Source organism: Sutcliffiella tianshenii, assembly GCF_016908565.1.
Lineage (GTDB): Bacteria > Bacillota > Bacilli > Bacillales > Bacillaceae_I > Sutcliffiella_A > Sutcliffiella_A tianshenii.
Genome location: NZ_JAFBED010000021.1, coordinates 1 through 14,624, shown reverse-complemented (window position 1 = coordinate 14,624; position 14,624 = coordinate 1). Strand labels below are relative to the sequence as shown.

The following is a 14,624-nucleotide window of genomic DNA, read 5'->3' as shown; positions in this document are numbered from 1 at the left end:
TGTTCGTTCTTACAACTGCTTGAAGCGTGCCGGCATCAACACTGTTCAAGAACTTGCGAATAAAACAGAAGAAGATATGATGAAAGTTCGTAACTTAGGCCGAAAGTCTCTAGAAGAAGTCAAGCACAAACTAGAAGAACTAGGTTTAGGCTTGCGTAAAGATGACTAGTTTTTATTCGTAAAACTAGGCATCTTTATGTGTTTGGACGTTTCATTACTTTCTACAGAAGGAGGGAACATCAACATGGGATACAGAAAATTAGGTCGTACAAGCGCACAGCGTAAAGCGATGCTACGTGACTTAACAACTGACTTAATCATCAGTGAGCGCATTGAAACTACAGAAGCACGTGCGAAGGAATTACGTTCTGTTGTAGAGAAAATGATCACTCTTGGAAAGCGCGGAGATTTGCATGCTCGCCGTCAAGCAGCTTCTTACGTTCGTCATGAAGTGGCAAACGAGGAAACTGGTGCGGACGCAGTACAAAAATTATTCGCTGATATCGCTCCACGTTACGGTGAGCGCCAAGGTGGATACACTCGTATTATGAAACTTGGACCTCGTCGCGGAGACGGAGCACCAATGGTAATCATCGAGTTAGTATAATCTATTGTGATAGTGGTTTAAAAAGGAGGACAAAAAAAGCTGCGATCAACCTCAACGCTTTTTTTACCGGACTTTTTAAACTTTCTATTTTCAGTCATAAATAAGGGCGGGCAGTTGTAATGACTGATCATGCCCTTTATTTTTTTGCAGAAATATCAGTCTCGGCTCACTTCCCTATACGCGGCTTAGGGAAGTGACTGAAACGTTATGATATGTAAGAGTGAGTGGAGACAAGGTGAGAAGAGAGGAGAAAGATTCATGACTGACACGATTCTAAAAGTGAAGAATTTGTTCTTCCGTTATCCCAATCAGGAAGAGGATACGCTGAAGGATATCAATATTGAGGTCAAGCAGGGTGAATGGACTGCAATTGTAGGGCATAATGGCTCTGGAAAATCCACGCTTGCACGGATCTTGAACGGTTTACAGATGCCGACAGAAGGTTCTGTGATCATTAATGGGATGGAGTTATCAGAAGAGAAGCTTTGGGATATTCGCCGTCAGGTAGGGATGGTCTTTCAAAATCCCGATAATCAGTTTGTTGGATCCACAGTAGAGGATGATGTAGCTTTTGGTTTAGAAAATATTGGGGTCCCTCGCAGTGAAATGATAGAGCGAGTAGAAGAAAGCATTAGAAGAGTTGGGATGAAATCTTTTTTAACCCAAGAACCACATCAACTCTCAGGCGGCCAAAAGCAACGTGTAGCCATCGCAGGTGTCATCGCGCTCAGGCCGGCCATCATCATATTGGATGAAGCGACAAGTATGCTCGATCCCATCGGTCGGAAAGAGGTCATCCAGACGATAGAGGAATTGAGAAAGGAAATGGGAGTGACGGTCCTTTCCATCACACACGATCTCGAGGAAGCATCAAGAGCCGACCATATCATTGTATTAAATGGCGGGAAAGTCTTTGCTGAAGGTACGCCTAGCGATATTTTCCTGCTTGGCGAGCAGCTTGTTCAAATAGGATTGGATCTGCCTTTTGCCATCAGCTTAGCCAATAAGCTAAAAAGTATAGGTGTAACCCTTGAGTCAAACCCGACAACGAGTGAAAGGCTGATGGATGAGCTATGCAAATTAACATACAAAATCTAGAGCATCGCTATCAGGCGAAGACTCCTTTTGAACGAGTGGCACTGTATGATGTCGATATGGAAATAGCAGATGGCTCCTACAGTGCTGTCATCGGGCATACGGGATCTGGGAAGTCTACACTCCTTCAGCATCTTAACGGACTGCTGCGTCCTTTTAAAGGGACGATTCAAATAGGGAATTTTACCCTGAAAGCTTCTGAAAAAGAAAAGAATATCAAGGCGCTGCGCAAAAAGGTCGGAGTCGTGTTTCAATTTCCTGAACACCAGCTTTTCGAGGAAACAGTGGAACGTGATATCTGTTTTGGACCGATCAATTTTGGCGTGTCAGAGGAAGAGGCAAAAAAGAGGGCAAGAGCTGCCTTGAAACTGGTTGGTCTGCCCGAAAAGTATCTGGAGTCATCCCCCTTTGATCTAAGCGGAGGGCAGATGCGGAGGGTTGCCATCGCAGGTGTCCTGGCCATGGAGCCTGAGGTGCTCGTCCTTGATGAGCCTACTGCAGGATTAGATCCAAGGGGCCGTAAAGAGATCATGGATCTGTTCTATTCCCTGCATAAGGAGAAGAATCTGACGACGATACTTGTGACACATAGCATGGAGGATGCAGCGATGTATGCCGATTCGATCTATGTCATGCACAATGGCACGGTCGGTATGAAGGGAACCCCGCGTGAGATTTTTTCCAATCCAGAGGAAATCCAGAGGTTTGGCTTGGATGTACCGGAAACGGTCCTATTCATGAAAAAGCTTGAGGATCGGCTTGGCAGGAATTTTGGAGGCATCTGCCTGACCATCGACGAAGCCGCAGAGGCAATCGCCTCTATGGTGCAAGAAGGGGAGGGACAGCATGAATAACCTGATCATCGGGCGTTATGTGCCTGGCACCTCCATTGTTCACAGGATGGATCCCAGGGCAAAACTGCTACTTGTCTTCATCTTTGTCCTGATTGTCTTCCTTGCAAATAATGTGTGGGGATATGCCCTATTGGGTGCCTTCACCTTAGGGGTAGTCCTGTTAACCAGGATTCCCATCCCCTTCATATTGAAAGGTCTCAAGCCGATCTTGTGGATTATCATTTTTACGATGATATTCCATGTGTTCCTGACAAAGGAAGGGACACTTCTTTATAAAATAGGGTTCATTGAAATCTACGAAGAGGGAATCAGGCAGGCCATCTTCATTTCCCTGCGATTCCTGTTCCTTATTACCATTACGACCTTACTGACGTTGACTACAACACCGATCGAGGTCACGGACGGGATGGAGACTCTTTTCGGCCCGTTCAAGAAGCTTGGTGTACCTGTACATGAGCTGGCTTTGATGATGTCCATTTCCCTTAGGTTCATTCCGACCCTTATGCAGGAGACGGATAAAATCATGAAGGCGCAAAGTGCCCGCGGGGTCGACTTCACGACAGGGCCTTTAAAGGAGCGTGTAAAGGCGCTCGTCCCTTTGCTTGTCCCACTCTTCATCTCTGCCTTTAAACGCGCTGAGGAGCTCGCTACAGCCATGGAGGCACGAGGGTACAGAGGCGGTGAAGGGCGCACGAAATTCCGGCTTCTCGAGTGGAGCACAAAGGATACGCTTTTAATGGCAGTACTTGGTGCCCTTACGTTTATTTTGGTTCTGATACGAACATAATGGAGTCTAGATGCGATGAATAGAATGAAATGCATAATATCCTATGATGGGTCCCGGTTTGAAGGGTACCAGATACAAAAAGAAAAGCGTACGGTGCAGCTTGAACTGCAAAAGGCGTTAACGAGGATTCACAAGGGGACGGAAATCAAGGTTTCCGCTTCCGGCCGCACTGATGCGGGAGTCCATGCAATGGGACAGGTGATTCATTTCGATTCGCCTCTTTCCATTCCGGATGAAGCCTGGCAGAAGGCGATGAATGCCCATCTGCCAAAAGATATCTGGGTAAGGCATGTGGAAGCTGTGCCAGAATGCTTCCATGCACGCTTTGATGTCGTGAAGAAGGAATACCGTTACAAGGTGAGCTTAAGCAAGGATTTTGATGTGTTCCATCGGGATCAGGTCTTCCATTATCCTTATCCCATCAACTCTGAGGGCATGCGCGAGGCAGCCAGGCACTTTTTGGGGGAACATGACTTCACCAGCTTCTGTTCTGCGAAAACCGAGGTGGAGGATAAAGTCCGGACCATATATGAACTGGAGATTTCGGAAGGCGGGGAAGAGCTTGTTTTCCGTATCGTCGGCAACGGCTTTCTGTACAATATGGTCCGGATCATCGTAGGCACACTATTGGAAGTGGGACAAGGAAAAAAACAGCCGAAGGAAATTTTAGCTATTCTTCAATCAAGGGATAGAAAGGCTGCAGGAAAGACCGCACCAGCCCACGGTTTATACTTATGGGACGTCGTTTATGATGACAACTAAACCTGGTGTAACATTTTCTTGACAATATCCCAAAAAAGATATAAGATATCACATGGTATGTATTTTAGCCCCACGATCAAGCCCCGGAAGAGTTTTATCGTGATAACTTAAAATATATGATACGACAAATAAAAAGCTTTAAATTTTTAGGAGGGAAAAATCAATGCGTACAACGTTTATGGCGAAAGCTAGCGAAATCAATCGTAAATGGTACGTGGTAGACGCTGAAGGTCAAACTTTAGGTCGTCTAGCAAGTGAAGTTGCATCCATTTTACGTGGTAAACATAAACCAACTTTTACTCCAAACGTAGACACTGGAGATCATGTAATCATCATCAATGCTGAGAAAATTCACTTAACTGGAAACAAGTTAAACGGGAAGATCTACTACCGTCACACTATGCACCCAGGTGGATTAAAGCAAAGAACTGCTTTGGAAATGCGTACTAACTATCCTACAAAGATGTTAGAACTTGCAATCAAAGGCATGCTTCCAAAAGGAAGTCTTGGACGTCAACAAGCTAAAAAATTGAATGTATACGCTGGTAGTGAGCATCCACACCAAGCACAACAACCTGAAGTTTACGAACTTCGCGGTTAATTAATAAGGAGGGTATAACTTTGGCACAAGTACAATACTACGGCACTGGTCGTCGTAAAAGCTCCGTTGCACGTGTACGTCTAGTTCCTGGTAACGGACAAATCGTGATCAACGATCGTGATATCGAAAACTACATCCCATTCGAAGCTCTACGTAACGTTGTTAAACAACCATTGGCAGTTACTGAAACAGAAGGTAACTACGATGTATTGGTAAACGTTGACGGTGGAGGATACACTGGTCAAGCTGGTGCGATCCGTCACGGAATCGCTCGTGCATTATTGCAAGCTGATCCTGAGTTCCGTGCTACTTTGAAGCGTGCAGGGTTCCTAACTCGTGACGCACGTATGAAAGAGCGTAAAAAATACGGACTTAAGGGCGCTCGTCGTGCACCTCAGTTCTCAAAACGTTAATCTTCGGATATACAGAAACTCTCAGCCTTATGGCTGGGAGTTTTTTTGCTTTGTAAAGAAGATTTTTGATAAATTTTGTTGAAAAGGTCTTCATCTGAGTTATGAAGACCTTATGGCCCGAGAAAAGGTCTTCATCTGAGTTATGAAAACCTATCCTCTACATGGTGGCCGGAGAAAAGGTCTTCATCTCAGTTATGAAGACCTATTCTCTGCTTGATGGCAAGCGAAAAGGTCATCATCTGAGTTATGAAGACCTATTCTCTACAAGATGGCCGGCGAAAAGGTCATCATCTGAGTTATGAAGACCTATTCTCTGCTTGATGGCAAGCGAAAAGGTCATCATCTTAGTTATGAAGACATATTCTCCACAAGATGGCAAGCGTATTGGTCTTCATGAGGCTTATGAATACTTCTATCCATCCACGATTACTAGTTCTGCGGGGATGTAGCGTTTGATGGGGAAGTACGCTGGGCAAAGCAGATCTAGAAATCAACAGTGGTATTTAACAGATTTTTTTTGAAAAACTGTAGTAAAACGACACGTGTGTCAGTATAATGAAATTAAACAGACACACGTGTCGTTATTATAGGGGGGGATGGGGAATGGAGAAGGGGTTAGGTAAAAATAGGGGATTCTTGACGTTAATGCTTGCCCAGCTGATATCGAGTCTTGGTGATTGGCTTAGTATTGTAGCGATTATTACGCTTGTAGGGTTGAAGTGGGAAGCGTCACCGATGGAGGTTTCCTTTATCATTCTTTGCTTGGCGATTCCGATGGCTCTTCTGGGGCCGTTTACCGGGACAATTGCGGACCGCTTGAACCGAAGGACGCTAATGGTGGTTTCAGATGTAGGGAGAGGGGTTTTGATCCTGATTCTCTCATTTGCAAGCTCGATATGGACGGTTTATGTGTGCTTGTTTGTCATAGGTATGCTGTCGGCAGTGTTTGTGCCAGCCAAGAATGGGAAACTCAAGGAGCTTGTACAGGAGGCAAGCATGAAAAGCGCCATGTCCTTTACTTCAATGATTGATGCGAGCACGAAAGTTTTAGGGCCACTGTTGAGCGGTTTATTGGTAACGGCGTTCGGGACGGCGCCGGTATTCTATATAGATGCTGCTACGTTCTTTGTTTCGGCACTTCTGTTATTGGCGCTGCCAAAGACGGTTGCTGTATTAAAGGACCAAGATACGGAAGAAAAAGGGGAAGCGACCTTTAAAGAGGAATTTTTAGAAGGATTGGCGTTTATCAAAAGCAGTCGCTATCTGCTGGTAGGGATGCTGGTACTAGGCATCAGCCTTTTAATTTTACAGCTTTCGGACTCGCAGATTATTGTGCTGATAAGGGAGCTCACGCAGGCTTCTCCAGATTTATTCGGTTTTATTGTTACTGCATCTGGTGTGGGTATGCTCGTTTCTGGTGGCCTGCTGGCGAAAAAAACGGATTATCATGCCTTAAGCTTGATGTTGCTGGGGGTTTTCGGCTTAGGAATCAGCTTTTCGATGCTGTCGGCATTTACAGGCGCTGACCTGGCCATGTCCACAGTATGGGGTCCGGCATTAGGGTTGACGGCAGGATTTGCTGCAGGCTTGGTTTTTATACCTTTCCAAGCATCTGTCCAAACCGGAACACCTGTACACATGACAGGAAGAGTATTTGGCGTGATAAACAGTGTGACCACGACTGCGACCATTATCGGTCCATTGTTGGGAGGGTGGCTCTCTACAGTTATAGGGGTCATTCCGACATTTCTCATTACTGCAACCCTTTTGATTGTCATCTCGGCAGTTGGGTATATTTTTAGAAACAAGATAGAGCGGGGGAATTTGCGTGAGTCCAAAAGTGAGCAAGCTACACATGGAGCAACGTAGAGCTTTGATACTGGAAAAGGCAAAGGAAGTTTTTATGGAGCATGGATACGAGCAGACCACCATGAAGCATATCATGGATGCTGCGAATGTAAGCAGGGGAGGCTTGTATCAATACTTTTCCAATAAGGAAGATGTATATGAAACGTTACTGGAAGAAAGATTGGCACATTCTACAAAGGAAGCAGAGCTTTTGTTTGAGGAGGAAATCCATTCCCACTGGGAGCTGCTCATGACAGCCATCTTTGGAAGCGATCAGCAGCCGAACGATAAAATGGATCCCATGGCCCCTTCCAATCTGGAGTTTTTCATTACCGGAAGAAATAATCAACGCAGAAGAGAATATGGCACGACCCGGTATAATACTGGGCTGAAAATCTATACGGATATTATTGAACAGGGGCAGCAGAGCGGGGAATTCAGTGCGAAATATGAATGTAAAGTTCTTGCCCGGTCCATTGTGTCCTTTTTTGATGGCTTAGCCTTGGAGGATGCGATATTACCGAAGGAAGACCTGAAGATAAAAGAACAGGCCACTCTGTTTGTGGAATATTTAAAAATGGCGTTAGGAGTCAATAAATACTAAATGAAAAAATGGTGGGACATAATGGCCCACCATTTTTTTACGGGGCAAGTAAATAACAAGAGCTAAAACACTTTCTTCCGGTCCCGCTCCTCTTTTAGAATCTCCACAGCTTCTCGGAAACGTTGGGAATGGACGACTTCCCTTTCCCTCAGGAATCGAAGGGAGTCATTGAGGTCCGGATCGTCCGACATATTGATGATCCATTGATACGTAGCTCTCGCTTTCTCTTCTGCCGCTATATCCTCATAGAGATCTGCAATAGGATCTCCTTTTGCCTGGATATATGTAGCGGTAAAAGGCGCCCCGGCTGCATTATGGTAAAAAAGGGCACTGTCATGATTGACGTAATGGTCACCTATACCTGCAGCCTTTAGCTGTTCAGGAGTGGCATCCTTAGTGAGCTTATAGATCATCGTCGCAATCATTTCCAGGTGTGCAAACTCCTCTGTACCAATGTCCGTCAATAGCCCGACAACCTTATCGGGAATCGTATACCGTTGATTCAAGTAACGGAGCGCAGCTGCCAACTCCCCGTCTGCGCCACCGTATTGTTCAATTAGATATTTCGCCAGTGTCGGATTGCAGGTGCTCACCTTTACGGGGTATTGCAGTTTCTTTTCATAAACCCACATAGGTCATCCTCCTTTCTTTAAACCTGCCATGGCCAAGGACCGCTTCCCCAGTCCCAACGACCCCTGGAATTGACATCACCTTGCATGAGAGGGCCGAATTTTGCTGAAAAATTCTTCTTGATCTGCTTACTGTATGCCGCATACTGATTGAATTGATCTAATGCTTTCTCATCATCGGGATGGGTATCCAGATATAAGGTCAATTCCACCAGGACAAAGTCGACTGCCTGGATTTCTTCAAGTAGCTGATAATACTCAGGAGGGAGAGAGTTTGTCACTTGGCTTACCTCCTTTTCTTTTCATACGGATTTTCATAATAGTCATAAAAAACCGGCCAGAGCGTCCCTTTCTTCAGTGCTTCAAGTGGATGATACTGTTGAAGGTTTGGTGGTTGAAACCCAAGATACAGATTTGGCGGTGTACTATAATATTTCTTCCCGATGGGAGGACAAGGGTCAAAAGGGCTGTGATAAGGAATGTAGGATTTCAATTTGGTAAAGGTTTTTTGATCATCATTCATGTTGATATACCTCACTCTCTATCCTTCTCCTAGCATTTATATTCCGGATACAACAAATAATTCAGGTTTCCCCAAATTCATACTTGGAAAAACGTACTCAAACTTTCCGCGCATGAAAGCTCCGCACCATTAGGAAACTAAATGGTGAAAGGGTGTGAAAAAGTTGACAGTACTGACAACCTTTAAAGAGAAGCGAAGAGAAAAGCAGATGAAATACGAGCGCAAGATGCTTCGCGAAATCTCTCTGGAAATTTTGAGAACAAAAGTGAAGGATTTTTTCAATCCATACTTAAAACATAAAAGACAACCGATTACCGCAATAGAAGAGGGCTGCCTGGATGTAGCGATCGAGGCCTATCTTCTGGGTGCGTCCTATAGCAAGTTCGGCTACCATGGCGAAAACGTCGAAAAGGTAAAGACGCGTTGCCATGTCGAGGAGAAATACTTGATAGACACGTTGTACGATTACTTCCTTTATTGGGGAGCGATCGGGGAGAATGACCTTATCCATGAATCCTTTTATATGACCTGTGAAGCTTTCATCGACTATTGGTGGAGGGAAGGCTTCCACAAGGGCGAAAAAAGGTATCGGATGAGGCTTCACTAATTATCATAATCCTCCGTCTTGTCCCATATAGTGAAACATGAGGACATGCGGGAGGGATACATATGCGAAGGTGGAAGTTCTGGGCGCTTTTGACTACAGGCCTTATTCTACTGTTTTCGATACAGTTTCAGTTCTTTAGCGAGGATACATGGGAACAATGGAATCTTCCGCTAAGCGGTAAAATAATCATACTTGACCCAGGTCACGGCGGTCCGGATGGTGGTGCTGTAGGAGGGGATATATTAGAAAAGGATGTGGCGCTGCAGGTTTCCCTGCATTTGAGGGATTATTTGCAGGAGCAGGGGGCGCTTGTCCTGATGACCCGCGAGGAGGATGTAGACCTGGCAGATCCGAAAACAAAAGGCTACAGCAGACGGAAGGTGCAAGACCTGAAGAAGCGGGTGGAGATGGTAAATGAATCGGATGGGGACCTGTTCATCAGCATCCACTTGAATGCGATCCCCTCGCCAAGGTGGAAAGGGGCCCAAACCTTCTATCAGCGTTCCGAATCAAATGAAAACGAGCGGTTGGCAAAATTCATACAGGATGAACTCCGGGTGAATCTGGGGAATACCGACCGCTATGCAAAGTCCATCAACGGCATTTACATTTTGAAAAAGGCGGAAATTCCTGGTGCACTCGTGGAGGTGGGCTTTTTATCAAACCCTTCAGAGCGGGCGCTTTTGAGCTCTGAAGAGTACCAGAAGAAGCTGGCAGCATCCGTCTATAACGGGATTATGCGTCATTATACCGTCGAAGAAGAGCTTGAAGATCCTCCAGAATAAAAGGGGATCTTTTTTATAGGCCATTTTCATGATTCCCTTTCATGCTTTAATCCGTTCAACCCGTCAGGAGATATGTTATACTAGAATTGTAAACGAATTCATCTTTATAAAGACAATAATGTACAGGGGTGGGGTCAGCATGCTAACAGAAGCAAAAGTGGTACAACTACTGAAGGATCTACATGATCCAATTTTACATAAAACGTTCGAAGAGACAAATGCAATCGAAGAGATTTCCATCAAGGAAGAGAAAAGCCATGTCAGTGTAAAAATTGCACTCGCTAAAACGGGGACGGCAGAACAGATGCAGCTGCAAGGAGCAATCGTCAACATCCTGAAAGAGGCCGGAGCGGCAACTGTAGGACTGCGTTTCACCGAATTGCCTAGAGAAGTGATCGATCGCTTCGGTGCAACCGCGGCTGCAGGAAAAGAAGAGAACCTGCTGTCAAATAACAAAACAACCTTCCTTGCGATAGCAAGTGGAAAAGGTGGGGTCGGTAAATCCACTGTTTCCGTCAACCTGGCAGTTTCCTTGGCGCGCCTTGGTAAAAAAGTAGGTCTGATTGATGCGGACATCTACGGCTTCAGTGTACCGGATATGATGGGGATAACTAAACGCCCTGTAGTGCGAGGGGAAAAAATCATCCCTGTGGAGCGCTTCGGTGTACAAGTCATCTCGATGGGCTTTTTCGTGGAGGACAATTCACCTGTCATCTGGAGAGGCCCGATGCTTGGGAAAATGCTGAACAGCTTCTTCAATGAAGTGGAATGGGGAGACCTGGATTATCTTCTGCTTGATCTGCCACCGGGGACAGGCGATGTGGCACTCGATGTCCATTCAATGCTTCCATCATGTAAGGAGCTTATCGTTACCACTCCACATCCGACAGCTGCATTTGTAGCGGCGCGTGCAGGGGCGATGGCCATCAAGACCAACCACGAAGTAATCGGTGTCATCGAGAACATGGCCTATTTTGAAAGCAAGAAGACAGGCGAAAAAGAATACGTATTCGGCCAAGGCGGAGGGAAGAAGCTATCAGAAGAGCTTCAGGCGCCACTGCTCGGTCAATTGCCGCTTCAACAGCCTGATTGGGACGAGGAGGACTTTGCGCCTTCCATCTATCAGAATGACCATAACCTCGGGAAAATCTATCTGGATATTGCATCAAAAGTAGTAGAACTGACATAAGGGAAAAAGGCAGGCCACGAATTAATTGGTCTGCCTTTCTTGTTATTGTCCGCCACCGCCACCGGAATCCTCTCCGCTTTCACTGCCGGCTCCTTGCTGGGAGTCGCCTCCGCCACCCTGTTCCTTTTGCCCGCCTTGCATTTCAGAGGCGCCTTTAAGGAGCAGCTCCTGTAGTTTGGCTTTAAAAAGTGGGCTTTCAAACGTTTCGGTGATCACTTTTTGCAGATGTGTCTTGAACTCCTTGCCCGTCAAAACCTTGACCAACTGCTTTTCCATTTCGGGATCCTGCAGCACCTGGATCATCAATCCTTGATATTCAGGATCCTTCATGAGGTCTTTTATCAGCTTTTCGTGTTCCTTTTGCATGCTTTTTGCAAAGGTCTCTGCAAACTTCGGATCCTCAAAAGCCTTTTTCCAGAATTCCGCCCCTTTTTCACTATCCAGCGTCTGCTGAATGGCGCCAGTTACAACCTCCTGGTCCAATACGAAGTTCTGTTTCATCTTTTCATCTGTCATGATCTCTTCGATCGCTTTCTTGCCATCGTCTGTCTTTAATATATCCACAACCATTTTCTTGGTTTGTTCATAATCCATCTGGCCGCCACCCTCTTCTCCCTGCGCACAACCAGAAAGCAGGAAACATAAGAGGAAAAACGGCAATAGGTAGTTTTTCATAAGAAAACTCCTTCCAACAGGTTTCGCATATGCTTAATATGTGACAAAATTAATGAAATATACAAATTTGAACAAGGGGCATGATGGATTTTTACTGGCTGGATTGGTACAATCATTTATAGTGTAGTTAAACTGTTTTATATGGAGGAAAAGAAAAAGTGAACAGTCGTAATTGGGTTCGATTATTTCTTTCCACGCTACTAATCGGAGCAGTAAGTACCGTTATTGTTGCGTTTATAGTTCGTTGGGATCAACATACAGCCGAATTTGCCAATGGAGAATATCTGCAGGTTCTGTCGGTCATCTTCTGGTATATAGGAATTGGACTTATATTCAGTATCATCAGCCAAATGGGTTTCTTCGCCTACCTGACCGTCCACCGGTTTGGACTTGGCATCTTCAAATCATTATGGAGCGCCGTTCAAGTGGTGCTGATCGTCTTTGTATTATTCGATCTTGTCTATTTCCGTTATATCGCGTTTGCAAATGATGGAGATTCTTTATTGCCTTACTTAGCTTTCCCGATTTTCCTGCTTTTCTATGGTCTTCTTGTAGCCTACGTAAAAAAGGCACAGACAAACCATCATGCCTTTATCCCTGCTTTATTCTTCATGGTAGTGGTAACGACAGTGGAATGGTTTCCGGTGCTGCGTGAAAATGAACCAAGCTGGCTACTATTGATGCTTTTCCCGTTGCTGGCATGCAACTCCTATCAGCTGCTGGTCCTGCACAAACTGAACCAGGCGAAAGGGAAAGCGGCAACTGCAAAATAAAACAAAGGGCGTCCTCAACGGGGCGCCCTTTGTTATTATTGTATTTCCTTGCTATTGGCTTTTGTGTTATTGATCAGATCAGTAACAGAGCTGATTTCATAACCTTTAGCTTTAATCTGCTGGATGATATCCGGCAAGGCAGCCTCCGTTTGCTTGGCTGAATCAGAAGCATGCAGCAGGATGATATCTCCGTTGCTTAAATTCTTCGTCACATTATCAATGATGATATCCTTGCCAGGATTGATCAGATCATGGGAATCGACACTCCAATGTACAATCGTAAAACCGAGTGAATTGGCAATCTTCAAGATCCTCTTATCGAAGGATCCCTTTGGCGGGCGCAGCAGATTTACTTCCTTCACTCCGAGTTTTTCAAATACTTCGATCGCCTTCAGCATATCCCGTTTCACTTTCAGGTCATCCATATCACGGTAGTTTTCATATGCATAGCCCATACTCCCGATCTCATGCCCATCCTCTGTGATCCGCTTCACAACTTCCGGATGCCTCTCCGCCCAGGAAGCAGATAAAAAGAACGTCACACCAGTAGCGTTATTCTCCTTTAGCGTATCAAGTATCGGCAACGCCTTTTCATCCCCCCAGCTTATATCGAAGGATAAGGCAATTTCCTTCACTTTCCCTTCGCCCTTATAGAATGCGACCGGCTGTCCATCCTTCGTTGAAAAAACCGGTAAGTTAGTGAAATTCTCTATATATAAAATCCCTGCAGTAAAGAAAGAAGCCAAAATGATGATGGATAATTGCTTGAACTTTCTTCCGTTAATCACATAGAAAAAATTCATACGTCTCCCCCTTGTCCACGGTATCTAATTAATAATTATTCAATGGGACAAAACTTATGATAAAAAAATATTTGGGAAAATGTTTCATAAAAACTGGTTTGGTGGAAAAAAATACATTATAACGATTTTTTTTCGAGGTGAAGAAATGATAGGGATGCTGTTCAACAATAAGGAAGTAAAAGAAATGGAATACCTGCTGAAGCGTGAATTGGAAGAGCTACTTCATGATTTTGAAGATAACCGCATAGATCGGGTCGTCAAACATGCAATGGAGGAACGATATCAGATTCTCTTCAACATGTTCAAAAGGGTGGCCCACCCAACCGAATGCATGCAATACATTCGTTCTAAAGCGGTATACGGGGAACGGGAGTCCCTTTAAGGGGTTCAAAATTCTACTGAAGCTCCCGCAAGGCAGAGTGATATGCCTTGCGGGAGTCTTTTTTATGTGGAAATTTCAAATCGATTCGATATTACCGATGTTGCCGATGATGCGAGCCGCAGCAGAGGGCTGAAACCCGTATATCAACGGAAATTTCAATATATCAACGAATCCGGCCTCGATATCAACGAAAATAGAATTTTATCGATGAAAATAACAATATATCCACGAAAAGAAAGGGGATATCGATAAAACGCATATTTCAACAAAATCCGCACTTCCTGGGGGACGGGCCCGATCTTCAATTCAATGCTTTTCTACATAACAAAATAGAGTGAAAAACTTTTTGAAAAAATGTTTCTAAAGTAGTTGACGTTCGTTTGAAAACCGTGGTATATTATTATTCGTCGCTGCGAGAGACAAAACGATCGCACGATAAAAAAACAAAAAACATGTTGACTTCAACAAGGTCGATGTGGTACATTAATAAAGTCGCTTCTGAGCGATTTAACGATTGAAATGATCTTTGAAAACTAAACAAAACAACAGCGTCCACGTTAATCTTATAGGGATTAACAAAGAACGAAAAAGAAACATAAGCTAGTCAACATTTGAGCATAAGCTCAAACTCTTTATTGGAGAGTTTGATCCTGGCTCAGGATGAACGCTGGCGGCGTGCCTAATACA

Annotated in this window: 20 protein-coding genes; 15 read left to right on the top strand and 5 right to left on the bottom strand. The window is 44.8% G+C overall.

All coding sequences use genetic code 11. The features are described from left to right. From JOC95_RS21295 to JOC95_RS21250, 10 genes are all read left to right on the top strand, one after another. Positions 1-169: DNA-directed RNA polymerase subunit alpha C-terminal domain-containing protein (locus JOC95_RS21295; protein ID WP_204420274.1), on the top strand; the 169-nt coding region annotated here is incomplete at its 5' end. Between the two features lie 75 nt (positions 170-244). Then, a complete protein-coding gene (gene rplQ, locus JOC95_RS21290; RefSeq protein WP_204420272.1) occupies positions 245-607 on the top strand; it encodes a 50S ribosomal protein L17 in 363 nt (120 codons plus the stop codon). Positions 608-865: 258 nt separating this feature from the next. Beyond that, positions 866-1,705 carry an energy-coupling factor ABC transporter ATP-binding protein gene (locus JOC95_RS21285; RefSeq protein WP_204420270.1) on the top strand — a complete coding sequence of 280 codons (840 nt, stop codon included), beginning with the start codon at positions 866-868 and terminating at the stop codon, positions 1,703-1,705. Beyond that, positions 1,681-2,556 (top strand): energy-coupling factor ABC transporter ATP-binding protein, encoded by an 876-nt coding sequence (locus JOC95_RS21280; RefSeq protein ID WP_204420268.1) that lies wholly within the window; start codon positions 1,681-1,683, stop codon positions 2,554-2,556. Before JOC95_RS21285 ends, JOC95_RS21280 begins: the two co-directional genes overlap by 25 nt. After that, positions 2,549-3,343, top strand: coding sequence for an energy-coupling factor transporter transmembrane component T family protein (locus JOC95_RS21275; RefSeq protein WP_204420266.1), 795 nt, complete (start codon positions 2,549-2,551; stop codon positions 3,341-3,343). Before JOC95_RS21280 ends, JOC95_RS21275 begins: the two co-directional genes overlap by 8 nt. Before the next feature lie 15 nt (positions 3,344-3,358). Continuing rightward, positions 3,359-4,105 (top strand): tRNA pseudouridine(38-40) synthase TruA, encoded by a 747-nt coding sequence (gene truA, locus JOC95_RS21270; protein WP_204420264.1) that lies wholly within the window; start codon positions 3,359-3,361, stop codon positions 4,103-4,105. A 163-nt stretch (positions 4,106-4,268) separates the two neighbouring features. After that, complete coding sequence (rplM, locus tag JOC95_RS21265; RefSeq protein ID WP_010191550.1) at positions 4,269-4,706, top strand: 50S ribosomal protein L13; 438 nt, start codon at positions 4,269-4,271, stop codon at positions 4,704-4,706. 20 nt (positions 4,707-4,726) lie between these two features. After that, positions 4,727-5,119: a 30S ribosomal protein S9 gene (gene rpsI / locus JOC95_RS21260; protein WP_010191551.1), complete on the top strand. Its 393-nt coding sequence runs from the start codon at positions 4,727-4,729 to the stop codon at positions 5,117-5,119. A 603-nt stretch (positions 5,120-5,722) separates the two neighbouring features. Continuing rightward, a complete protein-coding gene (locus JOC95_RS21255; protein WP_204420262.1) occupies positions 5,723-6,988 on the top strand; it encodes an MFS transporter in 1,266 nt (421 codons plus the stop codon). Then, a complete protein-coding gene (locus JOC95_RS21250; protein ID WP_239583065.1) occupies positions 6,975-7,571 on the top strand; it encodes a TetR/AcrR family transcriptional regulator in 597 nt (198 codons plus the stop codon). The genes JOC95_RS21255 and JOC95_RS21250 overlap by 14 nt, the downstream gene beginning before the upstream one ends. 62 nt (positions 7,572-7,633) lie before the next feature. On the opposite strand, the gene cotJC is transcribed toward JOC95_RS21250, so the two are convergent. The 3 genes from cotJC to JOC95_RS21235 are packed head-to-tail and all read right to left on the bottom strand — an operon-like array spanning position 7,634 to position 8,723. Then, positions 7,634-8,203 (bottom strand): spore coat protein CotJC, encoded by a 570-nt coding sequence (cotJC, locus tag JOC95_RS21245; RefSeq protein WP_204420257.1) that lies wholly within the window; start codon positions 8,201-8,203, stop codon positions 7,634-7,636. Between the two features lie 17 nt (positions 8,204-8,220). Next, positions 8,221-8,481, bottom strand: a complete 261-nt coding sequence (locus JOC95_RS21240) for a spore coat protein CotJB (protein WP_204420254.1) — start codon at positions 8,479-8,481, stop codon at positions 8,221-8,223. A gap of 5 nt (positions 8,482-8,486) precedes the next feature. Beyond that, positions 8,487-8,723 carry a spore coat associated protein CotJA gene (locus tag JOC95_RS21235; RefSeq protein WP_204420252.1) on the bottom strand — a complete coding sequence of 79 codons (237 nt, stop codon included), beginning with the start codon at positions 8,721-8,723 and terminating at the stop codon, positions 8,487-8,489. 163 nt (positions 8,724-8,886) lie between these two features. Between JOC95_RS21235 and JOC95_RS21230 the strand changes: the two genes are divergently transcribed. The 3 genes from JOC95_RS21230 (at position 8,887) to JOC95_RS21220 (ending at position 11,304) form a co-directional block, all read left to right on the top strand. Further along, positions 8,887-9,330: a YbaK family protein gene (locus tag JOC95_RS21230; RefSeq protein ID WP_204420250.1), complete on the top strand. Its 444-nt coding sequence runs from the start codon at positions 8,887-8,889 to the stop codon at positions 9,328-9,330. 62 nt (positions 9,331-9,392) lie between these two features. Continuing rightward, positions 9,393-10,115, top strand: a complete 723-nt coding sequence (gene cwlD, locus JOC95_RS21225; RefSeq protein WP_204420248.1) for an N-acetylmuramoyl-L-alanine amidase CwlD — start codon at positions 9,393-9,395, stop codon at positions 10,113-10,115. Between the two features lie 139 nt (positions 10,116-10,254). Beyond that, complete coding sequence (locus tag JOC95_RS21220; RefSeq protein ID WP_204420246.1) at positions 10,255-11,304, top strand: P-loop NTPase; 1,050 nt, start codon at positions 10,255-10,257, stop codon at positions 11,302-11,304. 42 nt (positions 11,305-11,346) lie between these two features. On the opposite strand, the gene gerD is transcribed toward JOC95_RS21220, so the two are convergent. Beyond that, on the bottom strand, positions 11,347-11,979 hold the full coding sequence (gene gerD / locus JOC95_RS21215; RefSeq protein ID WP_204420244.1) for a spore germination lipoprotein GerD: 633 nt from the start codon (positions 11,977-11,979) through the stop codon (positions 11,347-11,349). Between the two features lie 158 nt (positions 11,980-12,137). Between gerD and JOC95_RS21210 the strand changes: the two genes are divergently transcribed. Then, positions 12,138-12,752, top strand: a complete 615-nt coding sequence (locus tag JOC95_RS21210; RefSeq protein WP_204420242.1) for a KinB-signaling pathway activation protein — start codon at positions 12,138-12,140, stop codon at positions 12,750-12,752. 35 nt (positions 12,753-12,787) lie between these two features. Here JOC95_RS21210 and pdaB read toward each other — a convergent pair whose 3' ends face one another. Then, a complete protein-coding gene (gene pdaB, locus JOC95_RS21205) occupies positions 12,788-13,555 on the bottom strand; it encodes a polysaccharide deacetylase family sporulation protein PdaB (protein ID WP_204420240.1) in 768 nt (255 codons plus the stop codon). Positions 13,556-13,700: 145 nt separating this feature from the next. Here pdaB and JOC95_RS21200 point away from each other — a divergent pair, with 145 nt between their 5' ends. Continuing rightward, entirely contained in the window at positions 13,701-13,937 is a 237-nt protein-coding gene (locus tag JOC95_RS21200; RefSeq protein WP_204420237.1) for a hypothetical protein, read from the top strand. The last annotated feature ends 687 nt before the right edge of the window (positions 13,938-14,624 follow it).